This window comes from Brevibacillus jepli, assembly GCF_047229145.1.
Lineage (GTDB): Bacteria > Bacillota > Bacilli > Brevibacillales > Brevibacillaceae > Brevibacillus.
This window is the reverse complement of sequence record NZ_JBFEFW010000008.1, coordinates 210670-224807: the sequence shown is the minus strand read 5'-3', so window position 1 is coordinate 224807 and position 14138 is coordinate 210670. Positions and strand designations below refer to the sequence as shown.

At 44.8% G+C, this 14138-nt stretch carries 11 protein-coding genes; 7 read left to right on the top strand and 4 right to left on the bottom strand.

The features are described 5' to 3' along the window. Positions 1-85: 85 nt before the first annotated feature. Positions 86-442, bottom strand: coding sequence for a winged helix-turn-helix transcriptional regulator (locus AB1L17_RS11375; protein WP_412844751.1), 357 nt, complete (start codon positions 440-442; stop codon positions 86-88). Between the two features lie 113 nt (positions 443-555). On the opposite strand from AB1L17_RS11375, the gene AB1L17_RS11370 reads away from it, so the two are divergent. From AB1L17_RS11370 to AB1L17_RS11355, 4 genes are all read left to right on the top strand, one after another. Then, positions 556-1842 (top strand): MFS transporter, encoded by a 1287-nt coding sequence (locus AB1L17_RS11370; protein WP_412844752.1) that lies wholly within the window; start codon positions 556-558, stop codon positions 1840-1842. Between the two features lie 296 nt (positions 1843-2138). Further along, on the top strand, positions 2139-3731 hold the full coding sequence (locus AB1L17_RS11365) for a sensor domain-containing diguanylate cyclase (RefSeq protein WP_412844753.1): 1593 nt from the start codon (positions 2139-2141) through the stop codon (positions 3729-3731). A gap of 136 nt (positions 3732-3867) precedes the next feature. Then, positions 3868-6162 (top strand): S9 family peptidase, encoded by a 2295-nt coding sequence (locus AB1L17_RS11360; protein WP_412844754.1) that lies wholly within the window; start codon positions 3868-3870, stop codon positions 6160-6162. Between the two features lie 127 nt (positions 6163-6289). Continuing rightward, complete coding sequence (locus tag AB1L17_RS11355; protein WP_412844755.1) at positions 6290-7126, top strand: alpha/beta fold hydrolase; 837 nt, start codon at positions 6290-6292, stop codon at positions 7124-7126. A 32-nt stretch (positions 7127-7158) separates the two neighbouring features. Here the strand turns inward: AB1L17_RS11355 and AB1L17_RS11350 are convergent, their stop codons facing one another. The 3 genes from AB1L17_RS11350 to AB1L17_RS11340 form a co-directional block, all read right to left on the bottom strand. Further along, a complete protein-coding gene (locus AB1L17_RS11350; protein ID WP_412844756.1) occupies positions 7159-7485 on the bottom strand; it encodes a hypothetical protein in 327 nt (108 codons plus the stop codon). An 8-nt stretch (positions 7486-7493) separates the two neighbouring features. Beyond that, a complete protein-coding gene (locus tag AB1L17_RS11345; protein ID WP_412844757.1) occupies positions 7494-7910 on the bottom strand; it encodes a hypothetical protein in 417 nt (138 codons plus the stop codon). 307 nt (positions 7911-8217) lie between these two features. Next, positions 8218-9303: an RDD family protein gene (locus AB1L17_RS11340; RefSeq protein ID WP_412844758.1), complete on the bottom strand. Its 1086-nt coding sequence runs from the start codon at positions 9301-9303 to the stop codon at positions 8218-8220. 194 nt (positions 9304-9497) lie between these two features. Between AB1L17_RS11340 and AB1L17_RS11335 the strand changes: the two genes are divergently transcribed. The 3 genes from AB1L17_RS11335 (at position 9498) to AB1L17_RS11325 (ending at position 14074) form a co-directional block, all read left to right on the top strand. Continuing rightward, a complete protein-coding gene (locus AB1L17_RS11335; protein WP_412844759.1) occupies positions 9498-10301 on the top strand; it encodes a hypothetical protein in 804 nt (267 codons plus the stop codon). Next, positions 10302-11207 (top strand): DUF3307 domain-containing protein, encoded by a 906-nt coding sequence (locus AB1L17_RS11330; RefSeq protein ID WP_412844760.1) that lies wholly within the window; start codon positions 10302-10304, stop codon positions 11205-11207. Positions 11208-11476: 269 nt separating this feature from the next. Then, a complete protein-coding gene (locus AB1L17_RS11325; RefSeq protein ID WP_412844761.1) occupies positions 11477-14074 on the top strand; it encodes a winged helix-turn-helix domain-containing protein in 2598 nt (865 codons plus the stop codon). Positions 14075-14138: the final 64 nt, after the last annotated feature.

The window sequence follows — 14138 nt, the reverse complement described above, 5'->3', positions numbered from 1 at the left end:
AGATGAACCGCCGTATACCGAACGGTACGTACGGTGGTGTGAGAGGACGGGGGTTAGTCACCCCCTCCTACTCGATTGTCTCCACCTAACTCGACTCACTGCGCCCCTCCTCCTGCTCTTTCTCATACAACTGCCGCAAATGATTTCGTCCCCACTGGCTCATCACCTGCAAAATCGGGGTAAGACTTTTCCCATAATCCGTTAGATCATACTCCACCGTAATGACTTTTTCGCTATACTCCGTACGGCTGATCAATCCATCTGATTCAAGCTCGCGGAGGGCCTGCGACAGCATTTTTCCTGTTATTTCAGGTATTAACCGTTTCAGTTCACCATACCGGCATGTTCTGTGGCTGAGGTGCCATAAAATACGGGCTTTCCATTTTCCCCCGATGGAATCAACGGTGACCTCGACAGGGCAGTAGTATCTCTTTTTTTTCATAGACAGGTTCCTCCCAGTGCCAATGATCGGTGGGTAGTTACAAATAAGTGTCTAATTGTCGTACAGTTTTGGCTCCCTTTATGATGAAGGTAATGAACGAAGGGAGACAATCGATGAATCCATGGTTTCCGAGTATTAGCACGTATAAACGGACGGTAAAGCTCATCTTATTATGGAACCTTATTTTCTGCTTAGGTCAAAGCGTTTACCTGGTCTTGTACAATCTTTATTTAAATGAATTTGTACCCGAGTATGAAATTGGACAGATTGTTGGACTTGGCTACCTGTCCTATGCAGGATTCTCTCTTCTAGGTGGCATTCTTTCCGACAGGATTGGACCTAGAAAGACGCTCATCATGGGGATTTTTTTCCTGGCAAGTGGTTATGGTGGTGGGAGCTTAGCAGAATCATCGGATTTTTTGTATTTCTGGTCCATCGTGACAGGGCTTGGTCAGGCGTGTACGATGGCGATGTTTGTGCCTGTTTTGACAGAGTATTCGGATAGGGAAGACAGAATGCGTTTATTTAGTATTGCTTATGGTTCGGGGACGTTTGCGTTATTTGCTGGTACGTTGTTGGCGGGGCTCGTAACAGATTCCTTTCAACAATTTTTGTCCTTTTCGGGAATAGCGAGCATGCGTATCACCGTATTGTTTGCTGCGTCATTTGTCTTACTGAGTGTGATTCCATTACTTTTGGTAAAAACGAATACGTCATCCATGGAATCGAAGCTGATATCCCCTGAGCATTCTGAGGTTGAGAAGAGGAGAGTGTATATACCTGTCAGTCTTTACGGGATGACGCGGTTTATGGAGGGGATGGGTGTTGGCTTAATCATGCCGTTTGTGAATTTGTTTTTGGTCGGCCGTTTTGAGCTCGGAACAACGATGATAAGTGTGGTCATGTCCATTGCTACGTTAGGAACTGTCTTCATGATGTTTCTCACTCCTATCATATCCCGTAAGCTCGGTGAAGTAAAATTACTCGTCATTTATCAAATGATTGGTTTACCGACCTTGATTTTGTTAAGCTTTACCACGAATTTATGGGTAGCAGCCCTATGCTTCCTCTTTTTCCGAACGATGTACTACTCGACCCTTCCGATTCAATCCAAAGTCATTATGGACATCATCGATAAATCGAGAAAAGGCTTGGTTAGCAGCGTTGGATTAATGTCGAATACGATTGGCATCGGTTTGGTCAGTCCACTCAGTATGAATTTGGTAGCAGATTTCGGAAATTATTGGGGTTATGTGTACAGCTTTATTCTGTCCTTCATATGCCTGGTTGTATCTGTAACTAGTTTCTATTGGTTTTTTGAACGGAATAGAGAAAGGCTCATAGTAGTTCACAATCGTACAAAGAAAGAACATATGGACCAATACAACTGTCAGGAGTAATCTATGATGAAAAAAATGACGATAGCAATTTTTGAAACATTTCAAAAGAAAATAGCGGAGTATTATCATCAAATGAGCAAAAAGTCGTAAACAATGAAGCCACCTGATATGGGTGGTTTATTTTATACCCGCGAAGCCAACAGACAGTTGCTTGAACTTCTTTGTGTACTTGAAAGGAATATGACCGAGTGTTAGACTGTTCAATATTCATTGCACCATTGATGATAGAACTTTGCCAATATTGCTGCCGAATTAAGCAAATAGCTACATCCTGAATACAAGCAAGGGGGCATCCGATGCCTATCTTACAAATAAAAGAAAACCACTCGAAAAAGATTAGCCTGGTGACAATTTTAACAGGACTAGTCTCCTTATCTGTTGTTCTGACTGTCACCATTCTACTTATCTCCTTCTATCAATCCAAAAAACAGGCACTGATTAACACGACTTTGACCTTAAATCACACAAGTGCAATAAACATGAGTCACACCATAGACTCTTTGATAAAATCCATGCGGAGTAGCTTACAGTATTCGGCGAGCATCTTTTCCAATATGCACGTGATGAATGGGGAAGAAATATATGCGAAGCTGGAACTGATACGTCGTACAAACAACTATTTTAATTCGGTTACGGTGGTGGATGAAACCGGGCTTGTTCGAAGTGTGTCTCCCGAATCAATTGGTACAACAGGAACATTTATGACAACGGAAGCGGCGAAAACGGCCTTGGCATTAAAAAAGCCCTATATCTCTGTACCATATACGAAGGCAAATTCGAAACGTCTCAGTTTACTTATTAGCGAGCCCATTTTCGATAAAGACGGAATATACCGGGGGTTTATCGGAGGAACGATTTATCTTCAAGAAGATAACATTTTACATTCGATCTTTGGAAGTAATCCAACAGACGAGCTAGGCTCATCTTTCTACATTGTAGGATCGAACGGTCATTTGTTGTTCCACCGTGATACAAGTCGGATCGGAGAGGATATCAGTGTGAATCCAGCCGTACGCAAGTTGATTCAAGGGAAAAGTGGCTATGAACAAATCGTCAACTTGAGGGGACAGATGGTATTAGCGGCTTACGTGAAGGTTCCAGAGAATGACTGGGGTGTCGCTGTCGTGTCACCAATCAGTGTTGTTTATGAACAATTAGATCGTGATATTCAATCCGCTTTGTTGTACATGCTACCGCCATTTTTATTATTAATGCTAGTCGTGATCGGGCTCGCGCACAAGGTAGCAAGACCTTTCGTATCTCTGGCCGACCTTGTGAGCAAAGTTGGGAGAGAAGAGGTTGAACTATCTGAAGGAAAACAGCATTGGAATCGAGAGGCTGAGCTGTTAACTCGTGCCCTTCGCTATGCATATACCAATATCAAAAAACAGACAGATCAATTAGCTCATGACGCCAGGACAGATCCTTTGACAGGACTAACAAATCGAAGAACACTTGAGGAGACCATGCATCAATGGATAGAGGAGCAAACCTCTTTTTCTATTATCATGATGGACCTTGATCGATTTAAATCCATTAACGATACGTATGGTCATCAGTCTGGAGACGAAGTGCTGAAGCATTTTGCGAAAATTATTTCTTCCTCACTTCGACCCGATGATGTAAGCTGTCGCGTCGGAGGAGAGGAATTTGTTGTCCTTGTATCACATGCGCGTGCTGATGAGGCCTATCAAGTGGCAGAACGAATTCGCCATACGCTGGAAACAAGTACAAATCCAATCGGGCAGCCTCTGACAGTGTCACAGGGCATAGCGCACTATCCTTCCCATTCCGATTCGGCTGAAGAGTTGATGCATATGGCTGACGAAGCTTTGTATAAGGCGAAGAGATCGGGAAGAAACCAAACAGTCATAGCGGATGTGGTGTAATCCGTGCTAAGAGCGAAGAGGCGAGTGATCGCCTCTTTCATCATAAAAACGTGAAATTCAGATATATTGTCCTCACAATTACATATGCATGATATAAATGGATAAAAAAGGAAAAATATGAAAGAGAGGGGTTCAAATGAAAAATGTTGTCACACAGGAGCAGTATGAGAAGGCAAAACGCTTGCATCCTTCCAATTATTACGAGGCAGTACTCAACGCTTTTGTCAGGCCACGCTGGATTGGGGGGAATCGGTTCTGGTACATCCGTGAAATCCGTCTGGAAAAGGGTACGGGCAGGCAATATGTGATCGTGGATGCTGAACAGAATACGAGTCAGCCAGCATTCGATCACGCACGATTAGCTATCCATTTATCGGAATTTTCAGGTAAAAAGTACAGTGCTGAAACATTGCCGCTTGGAGAACTTGTGTTTACCGAGAATGGATCGGCATTCCAGTTTGAGGTGGGAGGTACTGTTTGGAGCTGTGATTTACAGGAATACAGCTGCAAGCCCATCGATCATGTTTCTAAGCCGTCGATGGATGAACTGCCGTCTCCAGATGGAAAATGGGTGGCATTCGTATACAAACACAACCTGTATGTTCGGTCCCTCGAAAACGGAAAGCGTATCAAGCTGACCCGCGACGGTAAGGCTTACTATGATTACGGAACCCAACCCGAATGTCGACTCTCGACTGTTGCGGAGCGCTTGGAAAACATCAAGCTTCCTCCAGTGGCCATTTGGTCACCCGATTCCAAGATGCTGTTGACCCATCAGCTTGACCAAAGAAAGGTGCGCGCCATGCATCTGATCCAATCGGTTTCTAACGGAGAAGCAATCAGACCAGTGCTCCACTCGTACCGTTATCCACTGGTTGGCGATCAACACGTTCCGTTGGCAGAGCTGGTCATCTGTGATCTTGAGAGACAAACCACAGTCCGGATGGCAGGCGAGCCGTTAATGGCAAGTCCAGTCTCACCTCTTACACCGGGGATGCAAATGGCCGGATGGTCATCCGACAGTAAACAGGTATATGTCGCCCGAATGTCCCGTGATGCCCGCTCTGTCGATTTTTCCGTAGTCGATCCTTGTTCTGGTGAGGTTTGCACGCTACTACGGGAACAAAGCGATACGTTTTTGCACCAAGACCTGCATAATCTCGGGGCATCTAATCCTAATATTCGGTTATTGGCCGATGGATCGTTCATCTGGCATTCAGAGCGCGATGGGTGGAGCCACCTCTACCATTGCGATGGGATTACGGGGGAGATTCGCAATCCGATCACAGCGGGTTCCTGGACGGTACGTAGGCTGATGGCAGTGGACGAGCAGCAGGGATGGGTGTATATCACCGGAGGGGGGCTTGAGGAGGGGCGCGATCCTTATTATCAACACCTGTATCGTGTTCGCCTGGATGGAACCGGTCTCTCGTTGCTGACGCCTGAAGATGCAGAGCATGATGTTGTGTTTTCTCCCACTATGAAGTTTTTCGTCGACACGTTTTCGAGAGTTGATTTGCCGCCTGTTTCTGTACTCCGCTCGGTAGATGGCAGCCTGATTCGCGAGTTGGAGCGGGCTGATGTGGAATTGTTGCTCGAGATGGGGTACCAGCTTCCAGAAAGAATTACCGTCAAAGCGCGGGACGGCGTGACCGATCTTTATGGGGTGCTGCTGCGTCCATTCCCGTTTGATCCTTCTCGCAAGTATCCGGTTGTGGATTTCATTTACGGGGGACCGCAGATCATCAACACGCCTAAGGCGTTCGCGCTTGATCCGAGTCGGTCGCATGATCCGCTTGGCGGTGGACAATCATTGGCGCAGTTAGGGTTTATCGTATTGATCGTAGATGGAATGGGGACGCCGTATCGATCCAAATCGTTCCATGACATCTCAAATGGAAAGTTGGAGGAAGCAGGAGGCTTGCTTGACCATGTGACAGCCGTAAAGCAATTGGCTGAGCGCTACCCGTATGTGGATGTGGAGCGGGTAGGAATCTGGGGCTCGTCAGGGGGTGGCTACGCCTCGACAAGGGCAATTCTCTCTTTTCCTGAGTTTTACAAGGTTGCGGTTTCAGCGTGCGGCAACCATGATCAACGGCTGTATATCTCAGCTTGGGGAGAAAGGTATCAAGGGATATATGACCCGGAATTGTACAGAGCTCAAGATAATGCGAGTCTGGCACCCAATCTGGCCGGAAAGCTCTTACTGGTGAGTGGAGATATGGATGAAAATGTGCATCCCTCCCAAACGATTCGGATGGCGGATGCACTGATTAAAGCGGATAAAGATTTTGACATGCTGCTTTTACCTAATCGGCATCACGGTTTTTCCTTGGACCCGTATTTTATTCGCAGAAAATGGGAGTATTTTGTCAGGCATTTGCTGGGTGCAGAGCCTCCGTGGGGAAACTGGCAGATTCATAACCCGTAGGGGGATCGCCACCTGAAGGGTCTACGCCTGCTTTTTACAGCACACCTGATAAGGTGTGTTTTTTGTTGCAGGTAAGATAGCTACGCGCGCAGAAAGACTAACTATTCAGAAAGAGGAGGGCTGCAAAATGATGCTTCAAGGCGCTAAGTACATCAAGCTGGAACCGGGTGTTGAACTATTTGTTCAGGACATCGGAAGTGGCGAGCCGATCGTTTTTATTCCGGGCTGGACGTTTACGACGGAAGTGTTTCATAAGCAAGTAGAACATTTTCAGAAAACGAATCGCGTCATTGTCATCGACCCGCGAAGTCATGGCAGATCGTCCATTTCTCTGCATGGAAATGATTATGCGACGCATGGATCAGATTTGGCAAAAGTGCTGGAAGCATTGGATTTGCACAACGTTACCTTGATTGGCTGGTCATTTGGATGCCTTACGATGTGGGAATATATCAGGCAGTACGGAACGCAAAATCTGAAGTCACTGGTCTTCATCGACCTGTCAGCAAAGCCATTATCCAACAATCATGAACAAGACTGGGTAGAGGGACCACTGGATGAGATTGCGGCAGCCTATTGCACTTTTTTGAGAGATTCGGAAAAGCAGCGGGAGTTTATTACCGGATATGCGACGGAAGTGATGGTGCAGAGAGAGCTTGCGGAGCAAGAGTTACAGTGGATCGTGGAGCAATCGTTGAAAACACCACACTACATCGCGGCCAATTTGTTTGCGTCCGGGATGTTCTCTGATTACCGGGAGGAAGCCAAGCGTGGAAGTGCAGCTGTCCCGACCCTGACCATTGTGGCTGAGCATTGGGCGGATAAAGCAAAGGGATTTGTTGAAAAGCATGCACCTCAATCTGCCATAGAAGTGCTTGGTGGACATATGATGTTTTGGGAGCATGACGAGAAATTCAATCAGGTGATTGAGCAGTTCATCACCCATGCTGCGCCGCAAAAATAAAAGAGGCTCTACAAAAGTAGAACCTCCGTCTATTACCAACCTCTTTGATGTGGGGTCTGGATTTGATTGGTTTCTTGATCGATGGTGCGAGCCATCTCTTTGATTTTGGCCAATCCATCATCAATTTGGCGCTTGTTCGCTGCAATACGGTTTGCTAACGAGGTTAATTGAGTGGATTGTGGTGGGTATGGTGCATTTGCCAAAGTCATCAGCTCTTGTTGAGCGCCGTCCAGGTTAATCGCGGCATTGGCTACCATATCCACTGCAAAGGCAATTTTGTCTGCGATATGGTCAACCTTATTTGCCACGTGATTCGTGTGCTGGTTACCCCAACCATTCGAATTATTTACGTACGACATTTTATCACCTACTTTTGTACTTTGTCAGTGATCTCATCAATTTCTTTCACTTTGCGTGCAATTGCATCCGTATGTCCATCAATAGCGTCGGTAAGCTTGTCAACATCCTTCACGTTCTTTTGAACTTCTGCAAGGTTGTTCAAGGTGTTTTTCACTTTACCGGTGATACCATCAGCGATTGTACCAACAAGCACCTTGATGTGATCTGGTGCATTTTGACCAACCTGAGCAACGAGACTTTCGATCAGCGGCTGAATTTCACCCAGTGTTGTTTGCGCATTGATTAACTCACGCGAGCAAGAATTTAATTCGTTGTCAATTTTGTCAGAATCGCGGTCGATTTCTGCCTGGATATCTTTAATATCTGCAAGTACCTTGTCGATTTGATTGCCGAGCTCGCGGACTGTCCCTTTCCCCATGAACATGAAACATGCACCTCTCAAAAAATATTAATAGTAACTCTTAAGGATTAAGAGCGCTACCCATCGTGGTGGAGGCAGAAGACCTGGTGGAATTCTGACCTAATACTAGAAAATTAGAACTAATCGGAATAGAATGGATAGAAAAAATGGTTACTCCTACTACTTTAACATTATATGTAAAGAAGCACTACCCTTCAATTATACATATAAACCATTTTTTTCAATCCTCTTTTTGTCCTGTCTATAAATAGGAATAGAGTCCCTACTTTTAGAAAGAAAGAGAAGCCACCGGATGAGGGTGGCTTCTTTGTTACTTAACCTCACGAAAACTCGAGCTGACCTTCTGGAGCTCTTGCTTGAGGGAGTCAAATCTTCTCTCTTCTGTCCAAGCCATGATTTGGTGAAAATGCGTAGGTGTCTCAACCAATGTTACTATATAGGCAACTTTGATGCCGTCTATCTCGCCTTTGGCATTGAATTGAACAGCAACCTGGTTGTCTACTACGGTAAGATTCGGTTTATCAACCGATACATCCTCCGCTGCTACTAGAATGTTTGCTGCAATGGAATCAGTGTAATCCTGAAGCGTGAAGGAACTGTCTAATTCCTGTTTGGAATCTGATAGTACGAGTAAATACTTTTCCTTGTATCGATTAGAGATTGCCAAGCCAGCCTCGTCGTGAAGGGATGAATCCTTGCCCCAATCGGAAGGCGCAGCGATTTGAAGCTTTTTATCCTTGCTATAGAAGATTTCCTCGGTAGGCGTGTGTGCTGCGATACGTATCACTCCAAAAATCGCAGAAATAACGAGAAAAAGTGCCGTAAGGGAGAAGATGATAGCAAGAACCTTTGTTTGTTTTTTGCTAACGTTATTCAGATCTTTCACTTTCACGACATACGTATTTGCTGCCATATCACCTAACCGCTGTCTCTTGTCTGAAGCTAGCACACTAATACCTGCTGGCAACCCGCCTATAAGGAATGGATTCGTTTCGAATAGACGAATGAGTGAACGAATGAATGATTTCCACAGTCCTGGCGGTCGTCCTTCCGCGTTAACGGCTATGATGCGACATGTGAATTTGCCGATCGTATATCCTGTGAGTCCTTCCAGCACCACATAATAAGAAGGGATCGTAATGACGAAAACAATAACGAAAAAAAGAACATAGTCTTTATCGGCCAGATCGATAAATAAGAATAACCCAAATGTGAAGCAAATGAGAAGAAGATAATCAAGAATATGGGCTCCCCATCTCGTAAAAAAAATCGTTGCCCGGTCGTATGATTTCGATAAATCCCCGATGCTTCTTGGCTCCGGTGGGGGGACTGGGTCTTGTTGGGGAAGGGGAGAAAACTCAGTGGATGCCGGTTGTAATGGTGGTTGTTGCTCCAATTTTGTACACCTCCTGAAAAAATGTAAACATATTACATTTAACCATTTTAAAAATTGTATTGTCAATTCCAAAATGGAAATTGGAACTTCGATAAAAACATCGAATTTTATCAGAATGAGATAAAAACATCGAATTCGGTTATAATTAGATCATAACATCGAATTCGATTGCGAGTTGGATAGGAGGGGCTTGTGTGTTGAATCCAGTCTCCATTTTTATTATGGATGTCAGTAGATCAAGTGAGCTTGGAAATCCGGATGAGTTAACTCGTTATTTAAGTGAAACTGTGCAACGAATTCATGCTTGGACGAACAACGTTGTGTCCGTCAAAGTAAAGCATCGACTGGGTGATGAGATCATTTTCATAAGTGATCATTACTCCACCGCTTATACGATTGCCTTTTTTATTCATTTGAGCTGGAAATATAAGAAAAACACTCCGTACTTTGGGATAACATTTGGTAACATAGATAGAGAGATTTCTTCTATTGATCTTGAAACATGGAATCATCCATTGATTAAACAAGCCAGAGTCGCTAATGATCGGTTAAAGAAGGAAAGCAACAGATTGCCTTTTTTGTTTCAGATAGAGAAAACGACTTTCTATCATCCATACCAGGAGGAGTACCAAGAATATTTGGAAGAGATCATTGCCCTCATTAATCTCATGAATGAATTTCAGGCGCAAGTCATCAATGAGCAAACAGAACAACAGAAGCTGATCTTCTTTTTATACCTGATTTACCAAAAACAAACGCATATCGCAAAGCTGCTAAATAAATCAGGCTCTACCATATCGAATCAATACCGAAATGGGAAAAGTGAAATGATCCAAAAGAGTTATGAGAAAATTCTAGGGAGTCTATCTCTTATTCAAAAGCTGGTTCATCACCGTTCTCATATGGATATGACCGGTAAAGACCTTACGCAATCGATTACTTCCGATCTAAAATCACGTATCACGTCCATTCTTAATGAAAGAAGAGGGCTGGAATGAATGTTAGTATTAGGGCTGATCGTAGCACATTTCATTGCCGATTTTTATTTGCAGACGGATGAGATGGTCGTGCATAAGCAAAAAAACTTACGCAAGCATACCATTCATCATCTTGTCATCATGCTCCTGACATTCACCGTTACTTTTCTGTTTTCATCGACTCCTTCTTATTCATGGAGTGGGGTACTATTCCAAATCATCCTCCCATCATGTCTCATTGCCCTCCTTCATTACCTCATTGACAGCGTAAAAATAAGACTAGAAGGAATGCTCGTACCGAAAGTAAAGGCTAATGTAGAAGGCTTGTATAAATTAGTCATTTTCATGATTGATCAGCTCCTTCATATCGCTATCTTGCTAGTGGCTTGTCAGCTGTTTTTTCAAATCAATTCTATGCAGGTTATCGTTGAAATTTTAAAGGTATTGCAAATAGTAAAAGGGGAGCAAACAGTATTGTCCCCAGTAGAAAGTGTCTTGTTTATGGTCATGATGTTCATCATCGTCACCACGGTTAGTGGACATATGATCAGGATTTTGATTGGAGTCATGCCCAATCATCACACGAATCTGGAAGGGAAATATTTATTTAAAGCAAAAGTCGACGAATTGAAAATGGAAGAATTTTCTAAGCACCTGGATATTTCAGAGGAGTTTTCGTATACCATTATTAAGCAAGCGCAGAGTTCCAGGGGAACCATCATCGGTTACATCGAAAGATTATTGGTTGTATTTCTTACCATTTACGGTGCATATCCTGCAATCGGATTTATTGTTACGGCTAAGTCCTTTGCGCGGTTAAAGCAATTAGATGACAGAGAATGGGCCGAATATTTTATTCTGGGTACATTAACCTCCATGTTCATGGGGTTACTGTGTGGAATCGTCATTCGTAATGTCTTGGGGTAAGTTGCAACCACCTAGGGAAACCCGACTCTTACAACGGTCGGGTTTTTTGTTTGAATACAACGTTCATAAAAAAATTATGCACGCTAGCGTCACTTTGCTGTATCTTTAAGCTGAGCAATATTTCCTATCTTTATATGAGCCAAACTATTCCCCGTTAGCCAGCCACTCAGCGTTTCACATCATCCATGACAAGGCTACTTTCAACGTTTTCCTTCATACAATGACACTTTCCTTTTGCAATGTTATTTCTTCTAGTCAGGGAGATGCGCATGGAATCATTAACGTACAGTCAGCTTATTGCTACCAAGTTTCATATTCCTAAGTACGGTTCGGACTTGTTGTTTCGACAGCAAATATGGAAAGAAATCGATGAGGCGAAAGCTGCCAGATTGATCCTCGTATGCGCGCCAGCCGGATTCGGAAAAACGACAGCAGTCAGCCAGTGGGCACAAAGCTCCGGTAAACCAACCGGATGGATTTCCTTGGATGAATCGGATAATGATCCTGTTCGCTTTTGGCGATATTTTGCCAAGGCAATCGATATGGTACAGAAAGGCTTGGGCAAGACGTCTTCAACGTTACTTCATCCACAGTACACAGCTTCTGCCGAGAAGCTGATGTCCGTGTTACTCGAAGACATTGCGGATATGGAGAGCGATTTTTATCTCGTATTGGACGATTACCATCTTATCAAGGAACCTTCCATTCACGAAGGATTGCAGACATTGATTCAGCATGCTTCTTTCTTTATGCATGTCGTCCTCATTACGCGGGAGGAACCGCCTTTTGCCCTCCATCGTCTGCGGGTCCGGAAACAGTTGAAGCAGCTGGGCTCTGACACCCTTCGGTTTAATGAGGAGGAGTGCCGCCGTTTATTTCATGAGCAATTGGGCCTAACTCTAACTGACCATGATATAGGCTTGCTTAGTAAACGAACGGAGGGATGGGTTGCCGGTCTGCAATTAGCAGCCTTGTCTCTACAGGGGAAGGCCGAAGCGTCCAGGGTCATTCAGCATTTTTCCGGTAACGACAAATATGTGGAGGACTATTTGTCAGAGGAAGTATTGAAACGGCTGCCAGAATCGGTTCAGATGTTTTTGTTGAAAACGTCCATATTGCCGCGTCTGACAGGGGAGCTATGCGCAGCTGTTACTGGAGACTCTGATGCTCACGATATCCTCCGTACGCTGGAGAGATCGAATTCGTTTGTCATCGCGCTGGACGGCGTACATGAATGGTATCGCTACCACCATTTGTTCGCAGACATCCTCCATACACACGTAAGGAAAAAGCATAATGAACTGCTGCCGACCCTGCATATCTCGGCGAGCGGTTGGTTTGAAAGCCACGGATGGATGATGGAGGCGATCGAGCATGCGCTTCTCGGACAAGATTGGAACCGAGCGAGCCGTTTGATCGTGGCGAATGCGCCGTGGATGCTGAAACAGTACGAGAATAGTACACTGCGCAGATGGATGAAATATTTCGAGAAGACCTGGCTGGAGGGCCAACCCGAGCTATGCCTTGCATTTGCCTGGCTGCATGCCGTGTCGGACGAAATTGATCAGGCGGAAATACTCCTTCGATTGGCTGAGGAGGGTACGCTGCTTCAGCATGGAAGCTTCGACGATTGCCGGGTGGAAATTTGTGTGCTTCGAGGTTATATCGAGGTCTTACGGAGAAATGTTGACCTTTCTCTCAAATACATGGAAGAATCTGTTCAAATGAAGCCCAAATTCAGCCGCTATTTTATCGTTGGCATTGAGCTGAATTCGGATGAGCCTTACGTGCTTCGCAGTCGTGTGGCCATGAATGGATATTTGTCCAGCGTGAATGAATACTATCCCAAACTAAGAGCGATCTGGAAGCATAGTGGCCTTGGTATATTGGCTTATGGCTCGATCGTGATGGCCGAGCTTTATTATGAGCAGAACGATTTTGAGCAGTTGAAGTATTTCGTACCACGAGCAATCCAGCTGGGAACGATATCGTTGAACTTCGGAGTATTGGTCCCTGTGTATTTGACTTTGGCCCGATGGCGAAAAGCAGAGAAACGTAGCCACGAGATGTGGCTGGCCATGGAGGAAATCACCGCACTATGCCGTGAGCATGATGCTCCTTTGCATTGGATGTCTTTTGTAGAAACATTTTACGCCAGACTTTGGATCGAAGAAAATCGACGGGAAGAAGTAGTGAAATGGGCGGAAACCTACAGTAAGATGAACGTAGATATGGTCGCTTCCAGACATGAGTTTGAACGAATGACGCTGGCCCGGGCTTACCTCTACTTAAAAAACGACAGTGCGGCAATCATGCTGCTGACCAGCTTAAAGCACGAAACGGAAATGAAGGATCGACTCGGAAGCAGGATTGAAACCGAGCTTCTACTCAGCCAAGCATACCTGCTCCAAAACAAGCAGCATGAAGCAATGGAGAGCATACGCAAGGCGGTGACGTTAGCCGCGCCAGAAGGGTACGTACGCGTATTTCTGGATGAAGGCCCTGGCGTTGCCAAAATGCTATATTCACTCTATAAAAGCAAAAATGTTTCCAAGCAAGAGCTCGCCTATCTCTCTATGCTACTGAAAATTGTCGAGAAAGAATTTCCCACGCTAGATATTCAAATTCGCGTATCCCCTGCACTGGACAAATTGACGGAAAGAGAGTCGGAAGTGCTGGCACTGATCAGTGAAGGGTTATCCAACTCGGAAATTGCGGACAAGCTGCATCTAACGCTGGGGACGGTGAAAGGGCATGTTCATCAAATTTTTAGCAAGCTCCAGGTGCGAAACCGGACACAAGCAATGGTCAGGTTAAGAGAGAATGAAATCGGATTGCCAGAAACCCCTATGAAACCACAAAAATAGTTACCCCGCCTTATTCGGTGGGGTTTTTTCTTTGTGTAAGGAGCATGACAAAAAGACATAACTT

Excerpts from the sequence above, each read along its gene's own strand:
- AB1L17_RS11365 (WP_412844753.1), top strand. The coding sequence starts at position 2,139 with ATGCCTATCTTACAAATAAAAGAAAACCACTCGAAAAAGATTAGCCTG.
- AB1L17_RS11345 (WP_412844757.1), bottom strand. The coding sequence starts at position 7,910 with ATGTTCATGGGGAAAGGGACAGTCCGCGAGCTCGGCAATCAAATCGAC.
- AB1L17_RS11350 (WP_412844756.1), bottom strand. The coding sequence starts at position 7,485 with ATGTCGTACGTAAATAATTCGAATGGTTGGGGTAACCAGCACACGAAT.
- AB1L17_RS11375 (WP_412844751.1), bottom strand. The coding sequence starts at position 442 with ATGAAAAAAAAGAGATACTACTGCCCTGTCGAGGTCACCGTTGATTCC.
- AB1L17_RS11330 (WP_412844760.1), top strand. The coding sequence starts at position 10,302 with ATGTTAGTATTAGGGCTGATCGTAGCACATTTCATTGCCGATTTTTAT.
- AB1L17_RS11325 (WP_412844761.1), top strand. The coding sequence starts at position 11,477 with ATGGAATCATTAACGTACAGTCAGCTTATTGCTACCAAGTTTCATATT.
- AB1L17_RS11360 (WP_412844754.1), top strand. The coding sequence starts at position 3,868 with ATGAAAAATGTTGTCACACAGGAGCAGTATGAGAAGGCAAAACGCTTG.
- AB1L17_RS11370 (WP_412844752.1), top strand. The coding sequence starts at position 556 with ATGAATCCATGGTTTCCGAGTATTAGCACGTATAAACGGACGGTAAAG.
- AB1L17_RS11355 (WP_412844755.1), top strand. The coding sequence starts at position 6,290 with ATGATGCTTCAAGGCGCTAAGTACATCAAGCTGGAACCGGGTGTTGAA.